The sequence below is a fragment of the Streptomyces sp. NPDC051822 genome, from assembly GCF_044452745.1.
In the GTDB taxonomy this organism is placed as follows: Bacteria; Actinomycetota; Actinomycetes; order Streptomycetales; family Streptomycetaceae; genus Streptomyces.
Window position 1 is genome coordinate 1,045,001 of the sequence record NZ_JBITBZ010000001.1, and the last position, 25,733, is coordinate 1,070,733.

Annotated in this window: 25 protein-coding genes, 1 tRNA gene and 1 pseudogene; 19 read left to right on the forward strand and 8 right to left on the reverse strand. The window is 70.9% G+C overall.

Features of this window, described 5'->3' with window-relative positions; all coding sequences use genetic code 11:
- Positions 1-36: 36 nt before the first annotated feature.
- From ACIA8N_RS04670 to ACIA8N_RS04705, 8 genes are all read left to right on the forward strand, one after another.
- On the forward strand, positions 37-1,962 hold the full coding sequence (locus tag ACIA8N_RS04670) for an acetyl/propionyl/methylcrotonyl-CoA carboxylase subunit alpha (RefSeq protein WP_399415766.1): 1,926 nt from the start codon (positions 37-39) through the stop codon (positions 1,960-1,962).
- Positions 1,959-2,888, forward strand: coding sequence for a hydroxymethylglutaryl-CoA lyase (locus tag ACIA8N_RS04675; protein ID WP_365777993.1), 930 nt, complete (start codon positions 1,959-1,961; stop codon positions 2,886-2,888). The genes ACIA8N_RS04670 and ACIA8N_RS04675 overlap by 4 nt, the downstream gene beginning before the upstream one ends.
- 8 nt (positions 2,889-2,896) lie before the next feature.
- Positions 2,897-4,057 (forward strand): acyl-CoA dehydrogenase family protein, encoded by a 1,161-nt coding sequence (locus ACIA8N_RS04680; RefSeq protein WP_365777991.1) that lies wholly within the window; start codon positions 2,897-2,899, stop codon positions 4,055-4,057.
- A gap of 153 nt (positions 4,058-4,210) precedes the next feature.
- Positions 4,211-5,071 (forward strand): siderophore-interacting protein, encoded by an 861-nt coding sequence (locus ACIA8N_RS04685; protein WP_365777989.1) that lies wholly within the window; start codon positions 4,211-4,213, stop codon positions 5,069-5,071.
- A 145-nt stretch (positions 5,072-5,216) separates the two neighbouring features.
- Positions 5,217-6,656 (forward strand): aspartate aminotransferase family protein, encoded by a 1,440-nt coding sequence (locus tag ACIA8N_RS04690; protein WP_365777987.1) that lies wholly within the window; start codon positions 5,217-5,219, stop codon positions 6,654-6,656.
- Positions 6,643-7,926 carry a lysine N(6)-hydroxylase/L-ornithine N(5)-oxygenase family protein gene (locus tag ACIA8N_RS04695; RefSeq protein ID WP_365777985.1) on the forward strand — a complete coding sequence of 428 codons (1,284 nt, stop codon included), beginning with the start codon at positions 6,643-6,645 and terminating at the stop codon, positions 7,924-7,926. Before ACIA8N_RS04690 ends, ACIA8N_RS04695 begins: the two co-directional genes overlap by 14 nt.
- Complete coding sequence (locus tag ACIA8N_RS04700) at positions 7,923-8,453, forward strand: GNAT family N-acetyltransferase (RefSeq protein WP_365777983.1); 531 nt, start codon at positions 7,923-7,925, stop codon at positions 8,451-8,453. The genes ACIA8N_RS04695 and ACIA8N_RS04700 overlap by 4 nt, the downstream gene beginning before the upstream one ends.
- Positions 8,450-10,228 carry an IucA/IucC family siderophore biosynthesis protein gene (locus ACIA8N_RS04705; protein WP_365777981.1) on the forward strand — a complete coding sequence of 593 codons (1,779 nt, stop codon included), beginning with the start codon at positions 8,450-8,452 and terminating at the stop codon, positions 10,226-10,228. Before ACIA8N_RS04700 ends, ACIA8N_RS04705 begins: the two co-directional genes overlap by 4 nt.
- Before the next feature lie 65 nt (positions 10,229-10,293).
- Here ACIA8N_RS04705 and ACIA8N_RS04710 read toward each other — a convergent pair whose 3' ends face one another.
- From ACIA8N_RS04710 to ACIA8N_RS04725, 4 genes are all read right to left on the reverse strand, one after another.
- Complete coding sequence (locus tag ACIA8N_RS04710) at positions 10,294-10,677, reverse strand: hypothetical protein (RefSeq protein ID WP_365777979.1); 384 nt, start codon at positions 10,675-10,677, stop codon at positions 10,294-10,296.
- A gap of 28 nt (positions 10,678-10,705) precedes the next feature.
- Positions 10,706-11,599, reverse strand: coding sequence for a JmjC domain-containing protein (locus ACIA8N_RS04715; protein WP_365777977.1), 894 nt, complete (start codon positions 11,597-11,599; stop codon positions 10,706-10,708).
- A gap of 66 nt (positions 11,600-11,665) precedes the next feature.
- A complete protein-coding gene (locus ACIA8N_RS04720; RefSeq protein ID WP_365777975.1) occupies positions 11,666-11,899 on the reverse strand; it encodes a DUF397 domain-containing protein in 234 nt (77 codons plus the stop codon).
- A 383-nt stretch (positions 11,900-12,282) separates the two neighbouring features.
- Complete coding sequence (locus ACIA8N_RS04725) at positions 12,283-12,696, reverse strand: hypothetical protein (RefSeq protein WP_321184444.1); 414 nt, start codon at positions 12,694-12,696, stop codon at positions 12,283-12,285.
- 100 nt (positions 12,697-12,796) lie between these two features.
- Here ACIA8N_RS04725 and ACIA8N_RS04730 point away from each other — a divergent pair, with 100 nt between their 5' ends.
- The 3 genes and pseudogenes from ACIA8N_RS04730 to ACIA8N_RS04740 all read left to right on the forward strand — a co-directional run.
- Positions 12,797-13,636: a helix-turn-helix transcriptional regulator gene (locus ACIA8N_RS04730; RefSeq protein ID WP_365777973.1), complete on the forward strand. Its 840-nt coding sequence runs from the start codon at positions 12,797-12,799 to the stop codon at positions 13,634-13,636.
- Positions 13,633-13,842 carry a DUF397 domain-containing protein gene (locus ACIA8N_RS04735; RefSeq protein WP_365777971.1) on the forward strand — a complete coding sequence of 70 codons (210 nt, stop codon included), beginning with the start codon at positions 13,633-13,635 and terminating at the stop codon, positions 13,840-13,842. The genes ACIA8N_RS04730 and ACIA8N_RS04735 overlap by 4 nt, the downstream gene beginning before the upstream one ends.
- A gap of 66 nt (positions 13,843-13,908) precedes the next feature.
- Positions 13,909-14,507: pseudogene (locus tag ACIA8N_RS04740) on the forward strand (S1 family peptidase); the annotation flags it as partial.
- A gap of 69 nt (positions 14,508-14,576) precedes the next feature.
- Here ACIA8N_RS04740 and ACIA8N_RS04745 read toward each other — a convergent pair.
- Positions 14,577-14,924 carry a hypothetical protein gene (locus tag ACIA8N_RS04745; RefSeq protein ID WP_365777969.1) on the reverse strand — a complete coding sequence of 116 codons (348 nt, stop codon included), beginning with the start codon at positions 14,922-14,924 and terminating at the stop codon, positions 14,577-14,579.
- A gap of 134 nt (positions 14,925-15,058) precedes the next feature.
- Here ACIA8N_RS04745 and ACIA8N_RS04750 point away from each other — a divergent pair, with 134 nt between their 5' ends.
- Positions 15,059-15,583 (forward strand): precorrin-3B C(17)-methyltransferase, encoded by a 525-nt coding sequence (locus ACIA8N_RS04750; protein WP_365777967.1) that lies wholly within the window; start codon positions 15,059-15,061, stop codon positions 15,581-15,583.
- A gap of 57 nt (positions 15,584-15,640) precedes the next feature.
- A complete protein-coding gene (locus tag ACIA8N_RS04755) occupies positions 15,641-16,861 on the forward strand; it encodes an FG-GAP-like repeat-containing protein (protein ID WP_365777965.1) in 1,221 nt (406 codons plus the stop codon).
- A gap of 98 nt (positions 16,862-16,959) precedes the next feature.
- Here the strand turns inward: ACIA8N_RS04755 and ACIA8N_RS04760 are convergent, their stop codons facing one another.
- Positions 16,960-18,573, reverse strand: coding sequence for a beta-N-acetylhexosaminidase (locus ACIA8N_RS04760; RefSeq protein ID WP_365777963.1), 1,614 nt, complete (start codon positions 18,571-18,573; stop codon positions 16,960-16,962).
- Positions 18,574-18,765: 192 nt separating this feature from the next.
- Here ACIA8N_RS04760 and ACIA8N_RS04765 point away from each other — a divergent pair, with 192 nt between their 5' ends.
- Both ACIA8N_RS04765 and glmS read left to right on the forward strand, forming a co-directional pair.
- On the forward strand, positions 18,766-19,041 hold the full coding sequence (locus ACIA8N_RS04765; protein WP_365777961.1) for a hypothetical protein: 276 nt from the start codon (positions 18,766-18,768) through the stop codon (positions 19,039-19,041).
- A 53-nt stretch (positions 19,042-19,094) separates the two neighbouring features.
- Positions 19,095-20,912, forward strand: a complete 1,818-nt coding sequence (gene glmS, locus ACIA8N_RS04770) for a glutamine--fructose-6-phosphate transaminase (isomerizing) (protein ID WP_030213394.1) — start codon at positions 19,095-19,097, stop codon at positions 20,910-20,912.
- 257 nt (positions 20,913-21,169) lie between these two features.
- Here the strand turns inward: glmS and ACIA8N_RS04775 are convergent, their stop codons facing one another.
- Complete coding sequence (locus ACIA8N_RS04775) at positions 21,170-21,736, reverse strand: GPR1/FUN34/YaaH family transporter (RefSeq protein ID WP_365777959.1); 567 nt, start codon at positions 21,734-21,736, stop codon at positions 21,170-21,172.
- A gap of 154 nt (positions 21,737-21,890) precedes the next feature.
- Positions 21,891-22,412 (reverse strand): universal stress protein, encoded by a 522-nt coding sequence (locus ACIA8N_RS04780; RefSeq protein ID WP_030552875.1) that lies wholly within the window; start codon positions 22,410-22,412, stop codon positions 21,891-21,893.
- Between the two features lie 346 nt (positions 22,413-22,758).
- On the opposite strand from ACIA8N_RS04780, the gene ACIA8N_RS04785 reads away from it, so the two are divergent.
- The 4 genes from ACIA8N_RS04785 (at position 22,759) to ACIA8N_RS04800 (ending at position 25,715) form a co-directional block, all read left to right on the forward strand.
- On the forward strand, positions 22,759-23,214 hold the full coding sequence (locus ACIA8N_RS04785) for a hypothetical protein (protein ID WP_365777956.1): 456 nt from the start codon (positions 22,759-22,761) through the stop codon (positions 23,212-23,214).
- 377 nt (positions 23,215-23,591) lie between these two features.
- Positions 23,592-24,761, forward strand: coding sequence for a helix-turn-helix domain-containing protein (locus ACIA8N_RS04790; protein WP_365777954.1), 1,170 nt, complete (start codon positions 23,592-23,594; stop codon positions 24,759-24,761).
- Positions 24,762-24,919: 158 nt separating this feature from the next.
- On the forward strand, positions 24,920-25,522 hold the full coding sequence (gene orn, locus ACIA8N_RS04795; RefSeq protein ID WP_030213412.1) for an oligoribonuclease: 603 nt from the start codon (positions 24,920-24,922) through the stop codon (positions 25,520-25,522).
- 120 nt (positions 25,523-25,642) lie between these two features.
- Positions 25,643-25,715, forward strand: a tRNA-His gene (locus tag ACIA8N_RS04800).
- Positions 25,716-25,733: the final 18 nt, after the last annotated feature.

Consider the following 25,733-nt stretch of genomic DNA (forward strand, 5'->3'; position numbering starts at 1 on the left):
GGCTCCCAGGAGATGCGCAGCTTGTTCCAGCACAGCATGTTCGACACCGTGCTCGTCGCCAACCGCGGCGAGATCGCGGTCCGGGTCATCCGCACCCTGCGGGCGCTCGGCGTGCGCTCGGTGGCCGTGTACAGCGACGCGGACGCCGACGCCCGGCACGTACGGGAGGCGGACACGGCGGTACGGATCGGTCCGCCGCCGGCCTCGGAGTCGTATCTGTCCGTCCCGGCGCTGCTCGAAGCCGCCGCCCGCACCGGCGCGCAGGCCGTCCACCCGGGCTACGGCTTCCTCGCGGAGAACACCGCCTTCGCGCAGGCCTGCGCGGACGCCGGTCTGGTCTTCATCGGCCCCCCGGCCTCCGCGATCTCCCTGATGGGCGACAAGATCCGGGCCAAGGAGACCGTGAAGGCGGCGGGCGTCCCGGTCGTCCCCGGCGCGGCCGACCCCGAACTGGAGGCGGCGGCCCGCGAGCTCGGCGCGCCCGTGCTCCTCAAGCCGTCGGCGGGCGGTGGCGGAAAGGGCATGCGCCTCGTGCGCGACCTGTCGACGCTCGACGACGAGATCGCGGCGGCCCGCCGCGAGGCCCGCTCGTCCTTCGGTGACGACACGCTGCTCGTGGAGCGGTGGATCGACCGGCCCCGGCACATCGAGATCCAGGTCCTCGCCGACGCCCACGGGAACGTGGTCCACCTCGGCGAGCGCGAGTGCTCGCTCCAGCGCCGCCACCAGAAGATCATCGAGGAGGCGCCGAGCGTCCTCCTCACCCCGGAGATCCGGGCGGCGATGGGCGCGGCGGCGGTCGAGGCGGCCCGCTCCTGCGGCTATGTGGGCGCGGGCACGGTCGAGTTCATCGTGCCGGGCGTCGACCCCTCGTCGTACTACTTCATGGAGATGAACACCCGGCTCCAGGTCGAGCACCCGGTGACCGAGCTGGTCACCGGCGTCGACCTGGTGGAGTGGCAGCTGCGGGTGGCCGCCGGGGAGCCGCTCGACTTCACGCAGGACGACGTCCGGCTCGACGGCTGGGCGATCGAGGCCCGGCTGTGCGCGGAGGACCCCTCCCGTGGCTTCCTGCCGTCGGGCGGCACGGTCCTGTCCCTGAACGAGCCTCAGGGCGACGGGGTCCGTACCGACTCGGGCCTGAGCGAGGGCACGGAGGTCTCCTCCCTCTACGACCCGATGCTGTCGAAGGTCATCGTCCATGCGAAGGACCGCCCCACGGCCCTCCGCAAGCTGCGCGCGGCCCTCGCCGGAACGGTCACCCTCGGCGTCCCGACGAACGCGGGCTTCCTGCGCAGGCTCCTCGCCCACCCGGACGTGGTGGCGGGTGCCCTGGACACCGGCCTGGTGGAGCGGGACGCGGAGAGCCTGATCCCCGAGGGCGTACCGGAGGAGGTGTACGCGGCGGCGGCGGCCGTACGGCTCGCTGCGCTGGCCCCGGCACCCCGGGACGGCTGGACGGACCCGTTCTCTGCGCCGAGCGGCTGGCGCCTGGGCGGTCGTCCGGCTCCGTTGCCCTTCCCCGTACGCGTGTCGGGACGCGAACCCGTCACGGTCGAGGCGCCGGTCGGCGCCCGGGTCACGGAGACCGCGGTGACGGTCACGGTGGACGGGCTCGTCCACCACTTCCACCGCGCCGGCAACTGGCTCGGCCGTGACGGCGACTCCTGGCACGTCCTCGACCACGACCCCGTCGAGGCCGCGCTCAGCGGGGCGAAGCACGGCGGGGCCGACACGCTCGCCGCGCCGATGCCCGGCACGGTCACCGTCGTCAAGGTGGCCGTCGGGGACGAGGTCGAGGCGGGGCAGAGCCTGCTGGTCGTGGAGGCGATGAAGATGGAGCACGTCATCTCCGCCCCGCACGCCGGCACCGTCACCGAACTGGACGTCACCCCCGGCACCACCGTCGCCATGGACCAGATCCTGGCCGTGGTGGCACCCCGCGAGGAGGACACCGCATGAGTCTGCCCATGAGCGTGCCCGACCCGGGACTTCCCACCCGGGTCCGGATCCACGAGGTGGGGGCCCGGGACGGGCTGCAGAACGAGAAGGCGCTCGTCCCGACGGCCGTGAAGGCGGAGTTCGTGCGGCGCCTCGCGGCGGCGGGCCTCTCCACCGTCGAGGCGACCAGCTTCGTGCACCCCAAGTGGGTGCCCCAGCTGGCGGACGCGGAGGAGCTGTTCCCGCTCGTCCGCGACCTGCCGGTCCGCCTCCCGGTGCTCGTGCCGAACGAGCGGGGCCTGGACCGGGCGCTCGCCCTCGGGGTCCGGGAGATCGCCGTGTTCGCCTCGGCCACCGAGTCCTTCGCGAAGGCCAACCTCAACCGGACCGTCGACGAGGCCCTCGCGCTGTTCGCCCCGACGGTCACCCGGGCCATAGAGGCGGGGCTCGGGGTCCGCGGCTATCTGTCGATGTGCTTCGGCGACCCCTGGGAGGGCGCCGTCCCGATCGAGCAGGTCGTCCGGGTCACCAAGGCGCTCGCCGACATGGGCTGTGACGAGCTGAGCCTCGGGGACACCATCGGGGTCGCCACCCCGGGCCACGTCCAGGCGCTCCTGACCGCGCTGAACGAGGCGGGCGTCCCCACCTCCCGTATCGCCGTGCACTTCCACGACACGTACGGCCAGGCCCTCTCCAACACCCTGGCCGCCCTGCGCCACGGGGTGACCACCGTCGACGCCTCCGCGGGAGGCCTCGGCGGCTGCCCGTACGCGAAGAGCGCGACGGGCAATCTCGCCACCGAGGACCTCGTGTGGATGCTCGACGGTCTCGGCATCGAGACCGGGATCGACCTGGCCGCCCTCACCGCCACGAGCGCGTGGATGGCCGACCACCTGGGCAGGCCCAGCCCTTCCCGCACCGTCCGCGCCCTCTCCCACAAGGAGTGACCCCAGCCATGACCCTCGACCACCGGCTCACCACCGAGCACGAGGAACTCCGCCGTACCGTCGAGGCGTTCGCCCACGACGTGGTGGCGCCGAAGATCGGCGACTACTACGAGCGGCACGAGTTCCCCTACGAGATCGTCCGCGAGATGGGCCGCATGGGCCTGTTCGGGCTGCCGTTCCCCGAGGAGTACGGCGGCATGGGCGGCGACTACCTGGCGCTCGGGATCGCCCTGGAGGAGCTGGCCCGGGTCGACTCCTCCGTGGCCATCACCCTGGAGGCCGGTGTCTCGCTCGGCGCGATGCCGCTCCACCTCTTCGGCACCGAGGAGCAGAAGCGCGAGTGGCTGCCGCGGCTCTGCGCCGGTGAGCTGCTCGGCGCGTTCGGTCTGACCGAGCCGGGCGCCGGCTCGGACGCGGGCGGCACCCGCACCACCGCCGTGCGCGACGGCGACGAGTGGGTCATCAACGGTTCGAAGTGCTTCATCACCAACTCCGGTACGGACATCACGGGTCTGGTGACGGTCACGGCGGTCACCGGCCGCAAGCCCGACGGGCGTCCGCTGATCTCCTCGATCATCGTGCCGTCCGGCACCCCGGGCTTCACGGTCGCCGCGCCCTACTCGAAGGTCGGCTGGAACGCCTCGGACACCCGTGAGCTGTCCTTCTCCGACGTCCGCGTCCCTGCGGCGAACCTGCTCGGCGAGGAGGGCCGCGGATACGCGCAGTTCCTGCGGATCCTGGACGAGGGCCGGGTCGCCATCGCGGCGCTCGCGACGGGGCTCGCGCAGGGCTGTGTGGACGAGTCGGTGAAGTACGCGAAGGAACGTCACGCCTTCGGCCGTCCGATCGGCGACAACCAGGCCATCCAGTTCAAGATCGCCGACATGGAGATGCGGGCGCACATGGCCCGGATCGGCTGGCGGGACGCGGCCTCGCGCCTCGTGCTCGGCGAGCCGTTCAAGAAGGAGGCGGCCATCGCGAAGCTGTACTCCTCCACCGTGGCGGTCGACAACGCCCGCGAGGCGACCCAGATCCACGGCGGCTACGGCTTCATGAACGAGTACCCGGTGGCCCGGATGTGGCGCGACTCGAAGATCCTTGAGATCGGCGAGGGCACCAGCGAGGTCCAGCGGATGCTGATCGCACGGGAGTTGGGCCTGCAGGCCTGAGCACTCCCCCAGGCGCGGAGCCCGTCGTCCCCTCCGGGGCGGCGGGCCTCGCTCTGTGCCCCCCGGCCTTACCCCGCGTCATGAGGTTAGGCTAACCTATCTTTGACTCCCCTAGGAGCGACCCTCGCCCGTACCGCAAAGGTGTCCTGCCCCATGACGCACGCCGAGACCGCCCCCTTCCAGTTCTTCCGCCTCCAGGTCGACCGGACCCGCCGCCTCGGCCCGTCCCTGGTGCGCGTCACCTTCACCGGTGACGACCTGAAGAACTTCGCCGCCGGCGGCCGCGACCAGTCGCTCTCCCTCTTCCTGCCGCACCCCGGCCAGGACGCGCCCGTCCTGCCGCCGCTCGACGACCCGGACATGTACGCCATCCTGGGCGCCTGGCGGGCACTGCCGGACGACGAGCGGGCCGTCATGCGCTCGTACACGGTGCGCGAGCAGCGCACGGAGCCGGAGCACGGCGAGAACGCCGTCGACATCGACTTCGCCCTACACGAGGACGGCGGACCCGCCTGCCGCTGGGCCGCCCAGGCCAGGTCCGGCGACCGGGTGGTCGTGCTCGGCCCGGCGGTCGCCGACAACACCGGCGTCCGCTTCCAGCTGCCCGAGGACGCCGACTCCGTGCTGATCTGGGCGGACGAGACGGCCCTTCCGGCCGCCTCGGCGATCCTGGAGTGGCTGCCGGCCGAGACCCGCGCCCAGGTGTTCCTGGAGGTGCCGTACTCGGGCGACCGGACGGAGCTCGCGACACAGGCCGACGCGACCGTCACCTGGCTCGTACGCGAGGAGGGGGCGCCGTCCGCCGTGGACGCGGTGCGTGGCGTCGAACTGCCCGGGGAGGCCCCGTACGTGTGGATCGCGGGCGAGTCCGGGGCGGTGAAGGCGCTGCGCCGGCACTTCGTGCGGGAGCGCGAACTCGACCGCCGCCGGGTGACGTTCGTCGGCTACTGGCGCAAGGGCCTCTCCGAGGACGCGCTGCGCGAGGTGCCGGACGAGACGCAGGAAGACGCATAGGCCTTCGGCGCCTCACGGCGTTCAACTCCCTTACGACTGTTGTGCCCTGAGAGGGCGAGGGGGCGTTGCGATGCGTTATTAGGTTAGGCTAACCTAATAACGCATCGCCGCCCTCGCCCCTCTCTGCTGCCCGGAGGCCCCCCACATGCGCTCGCACCTGCTCAATGACGCCACGGCGGAGAGCTACCGCCGCTCCGTCACCGAAGGGGTCGAGCGCGTGGCGGCCAAACTCGCCTCGACGCGCGGCCCGTTCACCGGTGTGACGCCCGCCGACCTCGGCCCCGTCATCGACGCCGTCGACCTCGACCGGCCGCTCGGCGACTCCTCCGCCGCCCTCGACGAGCTGGAGAGCGTCTACCTCCGCGACGCCGTCTACTTCCACCACCCGCGCTACCTGGGCCACCTCAACTGCCCGGTCGTCATCCCGGCCGTCCTCGGCGAGGCCGTCCTCTCGGCGGTCAACTCCTCGCTCGACACCTGGGACCAGAGCGCGGGCGGCACCCTCATCGAGCGCAAGCTCGTCGACTGGACCACCGGCCGCATCGGTCTCGGCCCGGCCGCCGACGGCGTGTTCACCAGCGGCGGCACCCAGTCCAACCTGCAGGCCCTGCTCCTCGCCCGCGAGGAGGCCAAGACACGCGACCTGGCGAAGCTGCGCATCTTCTCCTCCGAGTGCAGCCACTTCAGCGTCCAGAAGTCGGCCACCCTCCTCGGCCTGGGCCACGACGCCGTCGTCTCGATCCCGGTCGACCGGAACAAGCGGATGCAGTCCGTCGTCCTCGCCGCCGAGCTGGCCGCCTGCCGCGCCGAGGGCCTCGTGCCGATGGCGATCGTCGCCACCGCCGGAACCACCGACTTCGGCTCCATCGACCCGCTGCCCGAGATCGCCGCCCTGGCCGACGAGTACGGCGCCTGGATGCACGTGGACGCGGCCTACGGCTGCGGCCTGCTCGCGTCTCCGACCCGCCGCCACCTCCTGGAGGGCATCGAGCGGGCCGACTCGGTCACCGTCGACTTCCACAAGTCCTTCTTCCAGCCGGTCAGTTCCTCGGCCGTCCTGGTCCGCGACGGGGCCACCCTGCGCCACGCGACCTACCACGCGGACTACCTGAACCCCCGCCGCACCATCGCGGAGCAGATACCGAACCAGGTCGACAAGTCCCTCCAGACCACCCGCCGCTTCGACGCGCTCAAGCTGTGGATGACCCTGCGCGTGATGGGCGCCGACGGCGTCGGGCAGCTCTTCGACGAGGTCTGCGACCTGGCCGCCGAGGGCTTCGCGCTGCTCGCCGCCGACCCGCGCTACGACGTCGTGGTCGAACCGCAGCTCTCCACGCTCGTCTACCGCTACATCCCGGAGGCCGTCACCTCCCCCGAGGACATCGACCGCGCCAACCTGCACGCCCGCAAGGCCCTGTTCGCCTCCGGCGAGGCCGTCGTCGCCGGGACCAAGGTCGACGGCCGCCAGTACCTCAAGTTCACCCTGCTCAACCCCGAGACCACCGTGGCGGACATCGCCGCCGTCCTCGATCTGATCGCCGGCCACGCCGAGCAGTACCTGGGAGAGACCCTTGTCCACGCCTGAGACGACCGAGACGTACGACTTCATCGGCATCGGGCTCGGTCCGTTCAACCTCGGACTCGCCTGCCTGACCGAGCCGATCGACGAGCTGAACGGCCTCTTCCTGGAGTCGAAGCCGGACTTCGAATGGCACTCGGGGATGTTCCTCGAAGGCGCACACCTCCAGACGCCGTTCATGTCGGACCTGGTCACGATGGCCGACCCGACCTCGCCGTACTCCTTCCTGAACTACCTGAAGGAGAAGGGCCGGCTCTACTCGTTCTACATCCGGGAGAACTTCTACCCGCTGCGGACCGAGTACAACGACTACTGCCGCTGGGCCGCCGGGAAGCTCTCCTCGGTCCGCTTCTCGACGACCGTCGCCACCGTGACCTTCGACGAGGCCACCGAGGTGTACGTGGTGACCACCGAGGCCGGAGAAACGTTCCGCTCGCGGAAGCTCGTCCTCGGCACCGGCACCCCGGCGTACGTCCCCGAGACCTGCCGGGGCCTCGGCGGCGACCTGATCCACAACTCGCGCTACCTCCCCAACAAGGAGGAGCTGCAGAAGAAGAAGTCGATCACGCTGGTCGGCAGCGGCCAGAGCGCCGCCGAGATCTACTACGACCTCCTGAGCGAGATCGACGTCCACGGCTACAAGCTGAACTGGGTGACCCGCTCCCCGCGCTTCTTCCCGCTGGAATACACCAAGCTCACCCTGGAGATGACCTCCCCGGAGTACGTGGACTACTTCCACGCGCTGCCCGAGCAGACCCGCTACCGCCTGGAGACCCAGCAGAAGGGCCTCTTCAAGGGCATCGACGGCGAGCTGATCGACGCCATCTTCGACCTGCTCTACCAGAAGAACCTGAACGGCCCCGTGCCCACCCGGCTCCTCACCAACTCCGCCCTGCACGAAGCCGCGTACGACGCCGAGACGGGCACGTACACCCTCGGCTTCCACCAGGAGGAGCAGGAGAAGGACTTCACCCTGGAGACCGAGGGCCTGATCCTCGCCACCGGATACAAGTACGCCGTCCCCGCCTTCCTTGAGCCGGTCCGCGACCGCCTCAAGTGGGACGGCCAGGGCCGCTTCGACGTGGCCCGCAACTACGCGATCGACACCACCGGCCGCGGGGTCTTCCTGCAGAACGCCGGCGTGCACACCCACTCGATCACCTCGCCCGACCTCGGCATGGGGGCGTACCGCAACGCGTACATCATCGGGGCGATGCTGGGATACGACTACTACCCCGTCGAGAAGACCATCGCTTTCCAGGAGTTCGCGGCATGACCGTATCGATACGTCCCTTCGACCCGTCGAAGGACGCCCGGCTGATCCATCCGTGGGTCACCCACCCCAAAGCCGCCTTCTGGATGATGCAGGGCGCCACCCTCCAGGACGTCGAGCGCGAGTACACGGCGATCACCGCCCACCCGCACCACGACGCCTTCATCGGCCTCGTCGACGGCGAGCCCGCCTTCCTGATGGAGCGGTACGACCCCTCGCAGCTGGAGCTGGTCGGCCTCTACGAGCCGCAGCCCGGTGACGTCGGCATGCACTTCCTCGTCGCGCCCACCGACACCCCCGTGCACGGCTTCACCCGGACCGTGATCACCGCCGTGATGGCGGAGCTGTTCGCCGACCCGGCGACCGCCCGCGTGGTCGTCGAGCCCGACGTGTCCAACAAGGCCGTCCACGCCCTCAACGAGGCCGTCGGGTTCGTGCCCGAGCGGGAGATCCAGAAGCCGGAGAAGAAGGCCCTGCTGAGCTTCTGCACCCGGGAGCAGTTCGAGGCCGCAGTGGGAGCGACCGTATGACCCTCACCGATCCCGTCGCCCACCTCACGCCCGAGCGCTGGGCCGACGCCAACCGCGCCCTGATCCGCAAGGGCCTCGCCGAGTTCGCCCACGAGCGGCTGCTCGACCCGCGCGAGCTGGGCGAGAGCCGCTACAAGGTCCTCGCCGACGACGGCGTGACCGAGTACCGCTTCACCGCGGACCGGTTCGCCCTCGACCACTGGCAGGTCTACCCCGAGTCGATCAGCCGGCACCGCGGCGACGAGCAGCTCCCGCTCGACGCGCTGCAGTTCATCACCGAACTGCGCGGCGCCCTCGGCCTGAGCGACGAGGTCCTGCCGGTGTACCTGGAGGAGATCTCCTCCACCCTCGCCGGCACGGCCTACAAGTCGACCAAGCCGCAGGTGACCTCCGCCGAGCTGACCCACGCCGGCTTCCAGGCCATCGAGACGGGCATGACCGAGGGCCACCCCTGCTTCGTCGCCAACAACGGGCGGCTCGGCTTCGGCGTCGACGAGTTCCGCGCGTACGCCCCCGAGGCCGCGAGCGACATCCACCTGGTCTGGCTGGCGGCGCACCGCGACCGCACCACGTTCACGGCGGGCGCGGACATCGAGTACGAGACGTTCGTCCGCGCGGAGCTGGGCGACGCGGCGGTGGACGGCTTCGCGGCGACGCTGGCCGCCCGCGGCCTGGACCCGGCCGACTACCTCCTCATGCCCTGCCACCCCTGGCAGTGGTGGAACAAGCTGTCGGTGACCTTCGCCGCCGAGGTGGCGCAGCAGCGTCTCGTCTACCTGGGCGAGGGCGACGACACCTACCTGGCGCAGCAGTCGATCCGTACGTTCTTCAACACGTCGGACCCGTCGAAGCACTACGTGAAGACGGCCCTGTCGGTCCTCAACATGGGCTTCATGCGGGGTCTGTCGGCCGCGTACATGGAGGCGACGCCGGCGATCAACGACTGGCTGCACCAGCTCATCGAGTCGGACTCCGTCTTCGCGGCGGCCCGGTTCTCGATCATCCGGGAGCGGGCGGCCGTCGGCTACCGGCACCTGGAGTACGAGGCCGCCACCGACCGCTACTCGCCGTACCGCAAGATGCTGGCGGCGCTCTGGCGCGAGTCCCCCGTGCCGTCCCTCGCCGAGGGCGAGCGCCTGGCGACGATGGCCTCGCTCCTGCACCTGGACCACGCGGGAGCGTCGTTCGCGGGCGCCCTGATCAAGGAATCGGGTCTGGAGGCGTCCGTCTGGCTGCGCCGGTACCTGGACGCGTACCTCCTCCCGGTCCTGCACAGCTTCTACGCGTACGACCTGGCGTTCATGCCGCACGGCGAGAACGTGATCCTGGTCCTCGACGAGCGCGGCGCGGTGGCGCGGGCGATCTTCAAGGACATCGCGGAGGAGATCGTCGTCATGGACCCGGCGGCGGTCCTGCCGCCGGCGGTGGAGCGCGTCCGCGCGGAGATCCCGGAGGACATGAAGCTCCTCTCGGTCTTCACGGACGTCTTCGACTGCTTCTTCCGCTTCCTGGGCGCGACCCTGGCGGCGGAGGGCGTCCTCGCGGAGGACGACTTCTGGCGGACGGTGGCGGAGTGCGTCCGCGACTACGAGGCGTCGAAGCCCGAACTGGCGGACAGGTTCGCCCAGTACGACATGTTCGCGGAGACGTTCGCCCTGTCGGCCCTGAACCGCCTCCAGCTGCGCAACAACAAGCAGATGGTCGACCTGGCGGACCCGTCGGCGGCCCTCCAGCTGGTCGGCGACCTGGCGAACCCGATCGCCCGCTTCGCGTAACCCTTCCCCATACCGATGTGAGCCCCGGCGGGTACGGTCCCCGCCGGGGCTCACATCTGATCTCGTTACGTCACTCCGTAAGGGCAGTGCTGCCCTGCCTCGCGCGGGCACGCGATGAGCGCCCGCGACACGTACTGCTGGGCTTTGGAGTAATGCCCGTAGACGACATCGTTCCCCGCCGCCAGCCGCAAGGTCTCCCGAGTGCGCTCCAACCGGTCCCAGACCGGGAAGTGCTCCTGGTCCACGGGCGGGTTCTGCGTCAGCTCCCCCTCGACCCAGGCGACTGCCGCCTCCACGTCGGCGAACGTGGCCACCACCTGATCACCGGGCCGCCTCAGCCAGTCCTTGATCTCGATCGGCGGATGGTCCGCCGGCACCTCCCTCCGCCGGACCGCCGAATCCGGATACGCCCGGCCGGTGTACGCGTACGCGTGCCAGTGCTGTGTCACGGGCGCAACGTAGCCCCGCCCGAGGTCCTCACCGCGTGACACGGACAGCGGTCCTCCGTGCGAGTTCGGCCACGTCCGCGGACTCCAGGAGCAGCAGTGCGCCGATCAGGTACTCGCGCGTCCACCGGATCGCCTCCTCCGGCGCGTCCAGCAGGGCAGCCGGCGCGATCTCGGCCCGCAGCGCGGGGTCCACCAGAGCCTGGGAGAGGACCTCGCGCGCCATCTCGGACGCCAGCCAGTGGAACGTACGCTCCTTGAGCGCGAACGTGAGGTGCAGCGAGGGCTGGTCCCCCACCGTGTACGGCGAATGGACATAGCCGCGCGGCAGCCAGAACACGTCACCGGGTTCCAGCGTGAAGGACTGGGCTGGAGGCGTGTTGGCGAGATAGTGCCGCTCCTTCGGAGTGAATCCCCTCTCCAGGAAGTTGCCGTGTTCCGTCGTCGGGTTCGCGACGAAGGGCGGGTGCAGCGGCCACGCCTTCCGTCCTGAGAGCTGGACGATCAGCGTCACGTACGGGTCGTAGTGGTACTTGAGCCCTTGCGCCCCCGGCGGGGTCAGGTACGCGTTCACATGAACCAGGCAACCCGTCTCGTCCTGGATCTCGCGTCGCAGAACGCTCAGGGAGGGCTTGACCGTCTGGAGCTGCCGGACCGAGACGGTGCCCCCGTCGTCGAGGTGGTCGCGGATCGCGCCGGACCGGGGCATGTCACCATCGATGTACGCGTACCGCTCAAGGACCTTGCCGTCCTTGACCAGGACGACGTTCCGGGCCGGAAGGCACTCGGCGTCCACGAGAGCGTTGAGTTCGCCCATGGACCACAGGCGGGCCAGGGTGCCGGGGTCGCGGCGGAAGAGCGTCGGCCGGGTGGGCCACCTCGCCAGGATCTCCGGGACGCGGTCCACAAGATCAGCCAGCGGCATTGCTGACTCCTTCGGGTGGGGGGAGCCGAACGGGGCCCGTCACATGGGCGCGGGCCCCGCCATGGGTCAGTTGGCCGCGTCGACCTTGGCGATCCAAGCCCGCGCGAACGCAGTAATCTCGTCCGCGCTCATCCTCAGTTCACGGTCGGCCCCCTCGGGCTTGTTGTCACCGAGCGCGTACCCACCTCCGTGCAGCTCCGCGAGGGTGATGCAGCTCTCCATGTTGCCGGTGTTGTCCGTTCCGCCCCCGCAAAGTGCGGCGAAGGGACCGGCCACCTCACGGTCGTACAGATCGCTCATTACTGTTGATCTCCTGTCTCTGTCTTCGACGGGATGCACCCGCTCCCCCTCGTGGAGGGAACGGGGTCTGTGTTCGCGGACTACCGCGTGACAGCCAGGGCCATGGCGAGGATGCCGAGGACCCCCACGGCCGTGACCGCCACCGCGTGGAGCCTCACCGGGACCCGTCCGTCACCCGGGCGACGTACTCGACCGTCACGGCGAAGGTGTCGTGCCCGGCGGCGACGGCGTGCGCCAGGCACTCGACGTTCACGCCCGGGGGTGCGGGCGTCGGCTGCGTCTCCCAGGTGCACTCGCCGTCCAGGCAGTAGGCCTTCGCGACGACCTCCCCCTGCGGGTGCGGGCCGATCCGGTGGTCACGGGTACGTCCACCGGTGCCGCCGTCACGGCGCCTCGATGCGCATCTTCGGCGGGTCGTGCGGGTGGTTGCGGATCTCGACGACGCAGTCGACGGCGGCGGATTCGTCGTGCTCCGGCCCGGTGCCCATGTAGCGGTCGAACCACTGGACGAGGTACGCGCACGGCGTGCAGTCCGGGACCGGCTCGGGCCGGGGGCGGAGCCCGTGGTCGGCGGAGAGGACGAGCGCGGGGCGTACGGGGGTGGTGAGGATCCGGATGCTCGACCACTCGTCCTCGGTCGGTGCGCGCAGGTCCTCGGGCGAGGCGGTCCACTCGGCACCGCCGCCGGGCGGGCGCAGGTAGATACTCCCCGCCTGACTGCGCGACACCCGGCCGAGCCGGGTCGTTCCGTTGCCGGTGTCGGCCACGAAGGCGCCGGTGGCGGGTTGGCTGTGCACGGGCACGGTGACTCCTCTCCGTAGTGATTTCACTACCAGGGGTGCCTACGGTGGCCTAGGCTTGGCGTGCCTTCAACTAGCCCGAGCCGAAGGATGAGTTGTGGTCAATCGCAAGGAATTACGGCCTGAATCCAGCCCGCGGGCGGCCTACGGGGCCCATCTGCGCAGGTTGCGGGAGGAGCGGGGCTGGACCCAGGAGGACCTGGCCGGTCCCATGGGCTGCACCAGCCAGCACATCTCCGCCGTGGAAACTTGTCGCAAACCGCCGACCCTGCCGTTCTCGCGTAAGGCCGACCAGCTCTTCGGGCTCGCCGGAACCAGCGAGTCGCTCGAACGCGAGTGGCGGGACATGCGGCACGGCGTCCTGCTGGAGGGCTTCCCGGAGTACGTCGGGTACGAGGGCCGGGCCGTGGAGATCCGGCTGTTCGAGATCGGAATCATCCCCGGCCTGCTGCAGACTCCGGAGTACGCGCGGGTACTCGCGAACAGCGCCGTGAAGCGAGGAGCCATCACCCCCGACCAGGCCGACGAGCGGGTTGCCTTCCTGACCGCCCGTCAAGCTGCGTTGGAACGGGATCAACCGCCCATGATCTTCGTGGTGATGGACGAGAGTTGCGTCCGGCGGCCGGTCGGAGGACAGAAGGTGATGGACGCCCAGCTGGAGTGGCTCGTGGAGTACGCGGACCGCCCCACCTCCCTTCTCCAGATCGCCCCGTACGCCATAGGAGAGCGCCGCACGTTCAACCTGCCGGTCAACCTCCTCACGCTCGCTGACCGGGCCGTGGTGTGCTACGCCGAGTCGCAGACACAGGGGCACTTCGACCGAGAAATGCCGTCCGTGGTGCCCATGTTGACGGCCTACCATCAGCTTCAGGCCGCATCGCTCTCCCAGGCAGAATCCGTGGCCGTGATCCAAGAAGCGCGAAAGGGCACCTCGTGACGACCGACTCCCCCCGCTGGTTCAAGTCTTCCTACAGCGACAACGGCGGCAACTGCGTCGAGGTCGCCACCAACCTCACCGACTCCCACGGCACCGTCCCCGTCCGTGACTCCAAGCGCCCCACCGGCCCCGTCCTCGACATCACCCCCACCGCCTTCACCGCCTTCGTGGCCGGCGTCAAGGACGGCCGACTCGGCACCGCCTGACCTCGGCCGCGCTCCGGCTACTGCTCGGTCACATCTCGGGGGTACGGCCTGAGGATCGAAGCAGGTCCGCAGTGGGTGCTGGCGGCGGCCCACTGTGTGCGGGGGGACGGCCTGGTCCTGGACGGCATCGTCCGGATCGGCAGCGAGGAGCGGAAGTCCGGGGGAACCGTCCGGGCCATCGAACGGACCGTCGTTCACCCCGGCTTCGTGAGCGGTGACGGGACGGCCCCAACAAGAACGACATCGCGCTGCTCCGCCTCGACCGCCCGGTCGACGAGCAGCCCGTCCGGATCGCGGACCGGGCCGGACGGCCCGGCACCCCGACCCGGATCCTGGGGTTCGGAACCACCCTCGACACCGAGCTGAGGTTCGTGGAGCGGTTGCGGGAGCTGGAGACGCGTACGGGTGCCGCAGGCGAGTGCGCTCCCGGCTAGGCGGACCGGACCCGGCTGTGCACGATCAGCCGTGTGCCCCGGACCATGGCGCGCTTCGGGGACTCCGGCGGGCCGCAGCTCCAGAAGGGCAGGCACGGGCGATGGGAGCTCGTCGGAGCGACGTCGGGTCCCGGCGCCCCGGGGGTCGACTGTTCGGCCGGGCCGGGCCTCTACGCCGATGTGCCCGCCTACGCGGACTGGATCCGTAGGACCATCAGGCGCGACGCCTGACCCTGACGGCCGTCGAGCCGAGGCGCCTGCCTTCCCTCCCGACCGCGGCCGGTCGGGAGAGGGGGCCGTTCAGGCCCCCTCGTCGAAGCGGCCCGCCTCCACCTGGAGGGCGAGGGTCTGCAGCACCTCGGCCGAGGAGACGTCGGTCCGCCCCTCGTCGTGCGCCATGGCGAGACTCGTGAAGGCCAGGGTGAACCCGGAGACCATCGTGTACAGCGCGGGACCGAGCGCCGTGGCGAGGAGGCGGGACACCTCCTGTGGGGTGGCGTCGGCCGGCACCCTGATGTGGGGCAGCATCTCGTTCAGCATCTGTGTGATCACCCGGGGTGCGACCTCCGACGGCGACTCCGGAACCTCCGCGTCCCCGTCCTCCACCGCCCGCCGGATCTCCTGAGCCTCCGTCAGAATGCCGATCACTCGCCTCAGAATCTCAGCTCGCTCCATCCACGGAGCTTAGCCCCGGACCGACACGCGCTCCCGTCCGGATACGGCTCGGTCACATCTCGGGGGAACGGGCCTGGAGATCGGATCCGGTCCTCAGGATGAGGGACATGAGCCGTCACCTCCTCCGTACCGCCGCCCTCGGCACGCTTCTGCTCGCCGGCCTCCTCGGCGGCTGCGCCGAACCCCGTGACGACCCGCGTGCGACGGCCTCCTCCGAGGGCATGCGGTACTGCCCCGGGCCCAACGAGCCTCCGATCGACCCGCGGACGCCGTGCATCTCCCAGGACCCGGCCCAGAAGTACGCGGAGAACCACGGCTACCGGCGTCAGATGGCGATCAGCGAGGAGCAGCGCGCTGGGGCGCGGGGCAAGGCGGAGGCCCTTGGCAAGGCCCTGCGGGGTCTCGCGGGCACGCCGGCCGGTGAGGCCGAGGTCCGGGCGGCGGCCGCCGCCGCTCTCGGCCTGGAGCCGAACGAGGTCGAGTACCGGAAACGCGGTGAGTACGTCGAACTCGGCGGCGGCGAGGGCAAGGTCTGCGTCAACGGCGGTATCGACGGGCAGGGCCAGGTCACCGCCGAGGTCGCCGGCCGCACCATGGACGGCACGTGCCTCCCGGGCCTCGGAGGTCACTGACCCGCCCGTACAACCTTTCGCCCGCTCGTGAGTCTCACCCGGCGAAAGGGGATCACATTGCGCAAGATGATGAAGCGGGGTCTGGCGTCGCTGCTGGGCCTCGCGACGCTGGGCACCGTCGCCGTCACCACGGCCGCGCCGGCCCAGGCGGCCGTGAGCGACTGCCCGGCGGGCTACTTCTGCGCGTGGACGCAGGAGAACGCCCGGGGCTCGATGCTCAAGACGAAGACGAACATGGCCACGATGGGCTCGTGGGGCACCCGGTTCGGTTCGTACATCAACCGGACGTCCGTGTACGCCTGCCTGTACGAGTCCTCGGACTACAAGGCGTACAACGGCTACTGGTCGGAGGAGCCGTCGTCCAACGGCTCCTGGACCTCCGGCGGGACGACCACGATCGCCTCGCTGAAGTTCGTCCGGACGGAGCGCGAGTGCTCCCAGGCCGCGTACCCCCGGTGGTACGCGGAGACGTCCCCGACGGTGGCCGGTTTCGGTGACATGAACCGCGACCGCAGGGCCGACGCCCTCGTACGGGACCTGGTGGGGCGGCTCTGGTTCCTGCCCGGCGACGGCACGGGCCGGATGGTCGGCTCCGGCGGCTGGAACGCCATGAACGCCCTCACCCGCCACGGGGACTTCACGGGCGACGCCCGCGAGGACCTCGTCGCCCGCGAGCGGTCCACCGGCAGGCTGTGGCTGTACCCCGGCACGGGGACGGGCGCGCTCGGCACGCGCAAGCTCATCGGCTCGGGCGGCTGGAACGGCATGAACCGGATCACCGGCGTCGGCGACCTCACCCGGGACGGCCGCGCCGACCTGGTGGCCGTCGAGAACTCCACGGGCAGGCTCTGGCTCTACCCCGGCACCTCCTCGGGCGCCCTCGGGGCCCGCAAGCTGATCGGCACCGGCGGCTGGAACGCCATGAACGCCCTCGTCGGCGCCGGCGACACGAACGGCGACGGTCGCGTCGACCTGATCGCCCGGGAGAAGTCCACCGGCAAGCTCTGGTTCTACCCGGGGACCACCTCCGGTGGCGTCGGGGCCCGCAAGCTGATCGGGTCCGGCGGCTGGAACGCCATGGACACCTTCCTCGCGGTCGGTGACACCACCGGCGACGGCAGGCCCGACCTCTCCACCGTCACCAACAGCAGCTACGTCATCGACGGCGGCAGCGGGCACTGGGGATGGCTGGTCGGCTACCGCGGTCTCGGCACCGGCGGCTTCGCGGCCGGCGAGCGCCACGACGGCGAATGGTGGGGCCTCAACGGCGCCTTCTGATCCACCGGCGAGGATTGGGCGCCTTCCTGGCGCCCCCCATCCACGCGGAACGCCCGGCCGGAATCGAACCGGCCGGGCGTTCCGCGTGCGTGGGCGTACTACCCCGCCGGCCACGGCACCTGCGGTGAGCGGTAGTAGTCGATGCCCAGCGCGTCGAAGCGCGGGGCCTGTTCCGCGAGGCGCACCTTGTACGTCTCCCAGTCGTGGGTCCGCGCGGGAGACCAGCCCAGTTCGGCCACGCCCGGCAGGCGGGGGAACATCATCACGTCGAGGTCGTCGGTCGTGGCCAGGGTCTCCGTCCACAGCGGGGCCTCGACGCCCCGGACGGCGCTCTCGGGCACCCCCGGCAGGTACGTGGCCGGGTTCCAGTCGTACGACCGCTGGACCTCGACGTAACCCGCCCAGGCCAGGCCGAGCGGCGTGTCCTTCGTGTACTTCATGTCGAGGTACGTGCGGTCGGCGGGCGAGAGGATCAGGCCGGTGCCGTTCCGGGCCGCGGCCGCCACGCGCTCCTTCTCCGCGGCGGGGGTGCGGTCCAGGCCCCAGTACTGGACGAGGGCGCCGTCGGCGGGCTTCGCGCCGGTCAGCTGGTGCCAGCCGACGACCTTCTTGCCGTACGTGGCGACGACCGGCTGCACCTTGTCCATGAAGGCCACGTAGTCGGCGTGGCTGGTGGAGTGCGCCTCGTCGCCGCCGATGTGGAGGTAGCGGCCGGGGGTGAGGGCGGCGATCTCGCGGATCACGTCGTCCACGAAGTCGTACGTGACGGGCTTCGGCACGCACAGGGAGCTGAAGCCGACCTTGGTGCCGGTGTAGAGGGGCGGGGCGACGCCGTCGCAGTTGAGCTCGGCGTAGGAGGCGAGGGCGGCGTTGGTGTGCCCGGGCATGTCGATCTCGGGGATCACCTCCTGGTAGCGGGAGGCGGCGTACCGGACGATCTCCCGGTACTCGTCCTTGGTGTAGAAGCCGCCGGGTCCGCCGCCGACCTCGGTGGAGCCGCCGTAGGTGGTGAGGCGGGGCCAGGAGTCGATGGCGATGCGCCAGCCCTGGTCGTCGGAGAGGTGCAGATGGAGCGTGTTGATCTTGTAGAGCGCGAGCTGGTCGATGTACCGCTTCACCTCGTCGACGGTGAAGAAGTGGCGCGAGACGTCGAGCATGGCGCCCCGGTACGCGTACCGCGGGCTGTCGGTGATCGTGCCGCCGGCGATCTTCCAGGGTCCGGTCTGGACGCTCTTGCGCTCGACGGCGGCGGGCAGTTGCTGGCGCAGGGTCTGGACGCCGCGGAAGAGTCCCGCGGGTTCGCGGGCGGTGAGGGTGAGGCCCTCGGGCGCGGAGCGCAGCCGGTAGCCCTCGTCGCCGAGCGCGGTCTCGCCGGGGCTGAGCCGGAGCCGGATGCCGCCGCGGGCCGCGGCCTGGTCGACGACGGGGAGCGGGAAGCCGGTGGCGGGGCGGAGCAGTCCCGCGAGGTAGCGGCCGAGGGCCTTGGACTCGCGGGAGGCGGTGTCCACGCCGATGCGGGTGGCGGGGGTGAGGGTGTACGGCTCGCCCCCGGGGGCCACGGAGGCGGGTACGGGCACGATGCGGCCGAGCGGGCGGACCTCGGGTTCGGCGGCGGAACGGCTGTGGGCGGGTGTCTGACCGACGGCGACGCCGGCGGTGGCGAACAGGAGGAGGGATCCGATCAGGCGAGGAATCCTTCGGCGCTGTCTCACAGGCAAGCTCCCCTTCGAGCGATCGACACGTCCGTAGTCTCTATATCCGATCCGTCACCATGCGTACCCTCACCACTCCGCGGAGTCGAGGTCTGGACCAAAGAACCTGTTTTTGGGTGTGATCATGGCCTCCCTGCCCGATTTCGGGCAGGATTCTTGCGAAGAGCGGGCTCGACCCCTCAGTATTCACGGGTGCTCGAACGCCGCCCGTCCCACGACGACCTCGTCGACCATCTGGTCCGCAGCACCGCGCTCCAGCGCGGTGAGGCCGCCCGGGTGGTACTCGACGTCCTGGCGTACTTCGACGAGACGACCGAGGAGTTCGTCCGCCGCCGCCACCGCGAGCTGCAGTCCGGCGGGGCCGTGAACACCGAGATCTTCGAACGGATCGCGGCGGAGCTGCCGCACCGGGCCGTGGCACCGGCGGAGCTCTCGCTCCGGCAGCTGCGGCGCATCGTCTACGGCTGAGTCACGGCCCACACGGCCGAGCACGCTCACCAACCTGGAGGGGTTTCACCTTTATGTGCGGAATTGTCGGTTACATCGGTAAGCGCGACGTCGCCCCGCTGCTGCTCGAAGGCCTCGCCCGCCTCGAGTACCGCGGTTACGACTCCGCGGGCATGGTCGTCACCAGCCCGAAGGCCTCCGGCCTGAAGATGGTCAAGGCGAAGGGCCGCGTCCGCGACCTCGAAGCCCGCGTCCCCAAGCGCTTCACCGGCACCACCGGCATCGCCCACACCCGCTGGGCCACCCACGGCGCGCCGAGCGACATCAACTCGCACCCGCACATGGACCCCGAGAACAAGGTCGCCGTCGTCCACAACGGCATCGTCGACAACGCCCAGGAGCTCCGCGCCAAGCTGGAGGCCGACGGCGTCGTCTTCGCCTCCGAGACGGACACCGAGGTCATCACCCACCTCATCGCCCGCTCCCAGGCCACGACGCTCGAGGAGAAGGTCCGCGAGGCGCTCAAGGTCATCGAGGGCACCTACGGCATCGCCGTGATGCACGCCGACTTCAACGACCGCATCGTCGTCGCCCGCAACGGCTCCCCGGTCATCCTCGGCATCGGCGAGAAGGAGATGCTCGTCGCCTCCGACGTCGCCGCCCTGATCGCCCACACCCGCCAGGTCGTCACCCTCGACGACGGCGAGATGGCCACCCTCAAGGCCGACGACTTCCGCACGTACACCACCTCCGGCGCCACCACCACGGCCACCCCGGAGACCGTCGAGTGGGAGGCCGCCTCCTACGACATGGGCGGCCACGACACCTTCATGCACAAGGAGATCTCCGAGCAGCCCGACGCGGTCGACCGCGTGCTGCGCGGCCGGATCGACGACCGCTTCTCCACCGTGCACCTCGGCGGCCTGAACCTCGACGCCCGCGAGGCCCGCACCATCCGCCGCATCAAGATCCTCGGCTGCGGCACCTCGTACCACGCCGGCCTCATCGGCGCCGGGCTCATCGAGTCCCTGGCCCGCATCCCCGCCGACGCCGAGCCGGCCTCGGAGTTCCGCTACCGCAACCCGGTCGTGGACCCCGACACCCTCTACATCGCCGTCTCGCAGTCCGGTGAGACCTACGACGTGCTCGCCGCCGTCCAGGAGCTCAAGCGCAAGGGCGCCCGCGTCCTCGGCGTGGTCAACGTGGTCGGCTCCGCCATCGCCCGTGAGGCCGACGGCGGCGTGTACGTCCACGCCGGCCCGGAGGTCTGCGTCGTCTCCACCAAGTGCTTCACCAACACGGTCACCGCCTTCGCGCTGCTCGCCCTGCACCTGGGCCGCATCCGCGACCTGTCCGTCACCGACGGCAAGCGGATCATCGAGGGCCTGCGCAAGCTGCCCGCGCAGATCAGCGAGATCCTCGAAACCGAGGACGAGATCAAGAAGATCGCCGCGGAGTACGCGGGCGCCCAGTCGATGATGTTCATCGGCCGCGTGCGGGGCTACCCCGTCGCCCTGGAGGCCTCCCTCAAGCTGAAGGAGATCTCCTACATCCACGCCGAGGCCTACCCGGCCTCCGAGCTGAAGCACGGCCCGCTCGCCCTGATCGAGCCGGCCCTGCCGACGGTCGCGATCGTCCCCGACGACGACCTGCTCGAGAAGAACCGCGCCGCCCTGGAGGAGATCAAGGCCCGCAGCGGCCGCATCCTCGCGGTCGCGCACCAGCCGCAGGCGAAGGCCGACCACACCATCGTCGTGCCGAAGAACGAGGACGAGCTGGACCCGATCCTCATGGGCATCCCGCTCCAGCTCCTCGCCTACCACACGGCGCTCGCCATGGGCCGCGACATCGACAAGCCGCGCAACCTGGCCAAGTCCGTCACGGTCGAGTAGCAGCCGGTCGGGGCCTGTCCCCCCGACCCCCGCGCCGCCGGGCCTGTCCCCCGGCGGTTCGACCGGACACGAAAGCGGTCCCCCGCGCACACCCAGGTGCGCGGGGGACCGCTTTTTTTGAGGGCTCGGTTCGCCTCCGGGGCGCTGGTGCGACTGTCGACGGTCGACCGTGCTCGGTCCCTCGTCCCTCGGGACCTCCGCGCGCTCTCCCTTACGACAGCCGCGCGCCCCTTCGGCTCACTCGCCGGCCCTGCGGGTCACCCCGCCGCCGGGGCGCTCGTGCCCGCCGAGCGGCGGAGCGCCGTCGGCCAGCCCGCCACCGCCGCCGTAGCGCCGTACCAGGCGAGGAGACCCGCGAGGGCCGCGACCCAGCCGCCCGCCTTGCCGAGCCCGCCGTTGTCGGCGAGCGCGCCGATGCCGAGCAGCAGGAGCCCGACGAACAGCAGCCCGTACACGCCCTGCCCGAACAGACCGCTGCCCGACGCGGCCATCGTCAGCGTGAGCGCGAGGAGCGCCCACAGGAGCATGAAGAGCCCCACGGCGTCCGCCGAGGCTTCGCTGCCCACTGCGGTCCCCCAGGTGAACCAGAAGGCGCCGAGCGCCGTGTACGCCGTTCCCTCGCCCGTGCTGCCGGCGCGCAGGGCGAGCAGGCCGACGAGGAAGAGCGCCACCCCGCCGACCCAGGTGGCGAGGCCCGCGGCATCCGCTGCCGCGACGTTGTCGATGACACCCGTCCCGCCCAGCCCGAAGGCCAGCAGGGTCAGTCCGAGTGCGAGGTTGCCGAGATTGGAGGTGCTGTTTCCCGCGGCGACTTCATTGTCCACGGCGGGCTCCCTTCAGGAGTGCAGTCGTGCTGCGTGAGCTGCTGTGATCCGGTGACCCTTATCTACCCTTCACAAGCGCACAATTCACCTGAGGAAGGCCGAATTTATGGCCGGGGCACGCCAGTTGGGGATCGAGCAGCAGTGGAAGGGGGCGCTACGGGATGACGATCACGGGCCGCTTGGCGCGCCGCGCGAGGCGCCCGGCTACCGAGCCGAAGATCCGCCCGACGATGCCGTGCGTGGATCCGACCACGATCGCGTCGGCCGAGTACTCGCGGCCGACCTCCTCCAGCTCGTGGCAGATGTCCCCGCCGCGCTCGACGAGGATCCACGGCACCTCGGAGAGGTGCTCGGCGCAGGCCAGCTCCAGGCCGAGGACCTCGGTGCGGTGGTCGGGCACGTCGACGAAGACCGGGGGCTCGCAGCCGGCCCACACCGTGGTGGGCAGCCGGTTGGCCACGTGCACGATGATCAGGCCCGAGCCGGAGCGCCGGGCCATGCCGATCGCGTACGCGAGAGCGCGCTCACTGGACGTGGAGCCGTCGAAGCCGACCACGACCCCGTGCCGGAAGGCCGGGTCGCAGGCATGACGTGGCTGTTCTACCGCGAGGGGGTCGACCGTGGAATCGGCGACGCGCTTGCGGTCCGCGGGTTCGGAGAATTCGTGACCGGCCATCGGTGTCTCGGCGAAGAGAGTCCTCGTGGGAAGGGACGGGGAACGGAGGGGGACGGAACAAGGGTGGCGGCGGAGCTGTGTGTCCGGGAATCATCTTCCCAAGCCCATACCCCCAAGGGTACGGCGACACTCCTCTCCTGCCCAGAGCCCGCCGCGCCACTCCCGGCGTGCCCGCCGCTCTCACGCGGCGTTCCAGGGAGCATGCACGAGCGGCTCGGGATATGGCAATGCCGGTTGTGCCTTACAGGCGTCCGTACGGGGGCCAAACGGACGTCGCCGAGAGTGACCGGAACGTTCCACTCCTCGTTCCCCACAGGTCCAGCCCACCGTCGCAGGGAGACCGCCCGTGCCCGCACCATCGACCGCCGCCGGCCAGACCTCCACCGCCCCCGCCGGCCCGCTCGCCGGACCCCGCGGCCGCCGCAGGGCACCCGTGCCGTCCCCGGCCCCGGCGGCCGGGCAGGACCCCGGGACGACGCCCCGGACGGCGCGAGCGCTGGCGGGCACGGGCGCGGCTGCGGGCGCGGGCGCGGGCGAGCAGGCCGGTGACGTCGTCCGCTGGGCGGTCTTCTGCTGCGCGCTCGTCCCGGTGGTCCTGGTCGTCTACGGCACCTCGCTCGGCGGGGCCGCCGGAACCGCGCTCGGCCTGGTCTCGGTGACGGCGGCCTGCCGGGTGCTTCTGCGCCGCTCGGAGCAGGGGCTGCGGGGCGAGAGCGCCGGCGGCGGGCGGCCCGCAGGGGGCAGCCCGTCACGAAACGGGTCGAATCGGAGCCCGCACCGCTCCCGCCCCTCTTCGAGTTGACAGGTTCGTACACGCGAACCCATATGTTTTCGGCCAACTTCCATCTCTCGGCGAGTCCTTGGCAAAACGGTTGGCCAACCCGGGTGCCGACACCCCCGAATACCCCGCCCCGGGGGCTCGCACCCCCCGCGTACGGGGGCGTTCGTCCCACCGCTCTTCCCCTGGCGGCCGTCGGACGGAAGACTTCGCGATCGATCGCTTCGCGCCAAGTGGCCTTGTCGACAATCCACCGGATGGAGAACTTGTCACGCCGGCGCCACGGGACGCAGTAGATTCGATCATGGGTACCGAAGACTGGGGTCTCGTGCAAAACCGAGGGGAAACGTGCAGGAGCGACACGACCAGGGAGACGCGAACACCGAGGGGGGCTTAGCGTCATGAGCCAGGACTCCGCCGCACCGGAGGTCGCACGGAAGCTGACCGGGCGCCGCCGTCGCGAAGTCGTCGCGGTGCTGCTGTTCAGTGGCGGCCCCATCTTCGAGAGCTCCATCCCGCTCTCCGTGTTCGGCATCGACCGGCAGGACGCCGGGGTGCCCAGATACCGGCTGCTCGTCTGCGCCGGCGAGGACGGGCCACTGCGGACCACCGGTGGACTCGAACTGACCGCGCCGTACGGCCTGGAGGCCATCGGCCGCGCGGGCACCGTCGTCGTACCGGCCTGGCGGTCGATCACCTCGCCGCCACCGCCGGAGGCGCTCGAAGCGCTGCGCCGGGCCCACGAGGAGGGCGCCAGGATCGTCGGTCTGTGCACCGGCGCCTTCGTCCTCGCCGCGGCCGGCCTGCTCGACGGCCGCCCGGCGACCACCCACTGGATGTACGCGCCGACGCTCGCCAAGCGCTATCCGTCGGTCCATGTGGACCCCCGGGAGCTCTTCGTCGACGACGGCGACGTCCTCACCTCCGCCGGCACCGCGGCCGGAATCGATCTGTGTCTGCACATCGTGCGGACCGACCACGGCACGGAGGCCGCGGGCGCCCTGGCGCGCCGGCTGGTCGTCCCGCCGCGGCGCAGCGGCGGTCAGGAGCGCTACCTCGACAGGTCTTTACCAGAGGAGATCGGCGCCGACCCGCTGGCCGAGGTCGTCGCCTGGGCGCTGGAGCACCTCCACGAGCAGTTCGACGTGGAGACCCTGGCCGCCCGCGCGTACATGTCACGGCGGACCTTCGACCGCCGGTTCCGCTCGCTGACCGGCTCGGCCCCGCTCCAGTGGCTGATCACCCAGCGGGTCCTGCAGGCCCAGCGGCTGCTCGAGACCTCCGACTACTCGGTCGACGAGGTGGCGGGCAGGTGCGGCTTCCGGTCCCCGGTGGCGCTGCGCGGCCACTTCCGGCGGCAGCTCGGCTCCTCGCCGGCGGCCTACCGGGCGGCGTACCGTGCCCGGCGGCCGCAGGGCGAGACCGCCACGGCGGTGCTCGACGCGGTCGTGCCCGCCCAGGTCTCGGCGGGGATCCGGCGCCAGCCGTCCCCGCTGGACGGCAGGCCGCAGTCCGACGCGTTCGCTCCCGGGCGCGCGTCGTCACTGCCGGGCCAGCGCAGCGCGCCGTAAGGGGTGTCCGGCCCTGATCCGCCGGACACCCTGACACCGACCCGCGCTGCCACAAGCGGCGCACAGCAGGACCGGCGGGCGCCCGGGGACACCTCCCCCGGGCGCCCGTCGGCCGTCGGGCCGCTTCCCCCTGCGGAAAGAGCACCTAAGGTGGACGCATGAACGATCGCATGGTGTGGATCGACTGCGAGATGACCGGGCTCTCGTTGACGGACGACGCACTCATCGAGGTGGCCGCACTGGTCACCGACTCGGAACTGAACGTGCTCGGCGACGGGGTGGACATCGTGATCCGCCCGCCGGACGCGGCCCTGGAGACCATGCCGGAGATCGTGCGCCAGATGCACACGGCCTCGGGTCTGCTCGACGCGCTGCCCGGCGGCACCACGCTCGCCGACGCCGAGGCCCAGGTCCTCGCGTACATCCGCGAGCACGTCAAGGAGCCCGGCAAGGCGCCGCTGTGCGGGAACTCGGTCTCCACGGACCGCGGCTTCCTCTCGCGGGACATGCCGGCCCTGGAGAGCCACCTGCACTACCGGATCGTCGATGTCTCCTCGGTCAAGGAACTGGCCCGGCGCTGGTACCCGAGGGCGTACTTCAACAGTCCGGAGAAGAACGGCAACCACCGGGCGCTGGCCGACATCCGCGAGTCGATCGCGGAGCTGCGCTACTACCGGGAGGCGGTCTTCGTCCCGCAGCCCGGCCCGGACTCGGAGACCGCGAAGAAGATCGCGGCCCGCCACGTCCTGCCCGCGGAATGACCGCCCGCTCGCGCCCTCGAAAGCCCCTTCGGAAAACGCGGGCGCGAGCACCCTCCAGAACCCTGTAGACTTCTTCTCGGCCGGTCAGGGAAACCTTCGGGAACACCGACGCCGGTCATGGTGGGTATAGCTCAGCTGGCAGAGCACCTGGTTGTGGTCCAGGATGTCGCGGGTTCAAGTCCCGTTACTCACCCTGAAGGCTCAGGCCCCC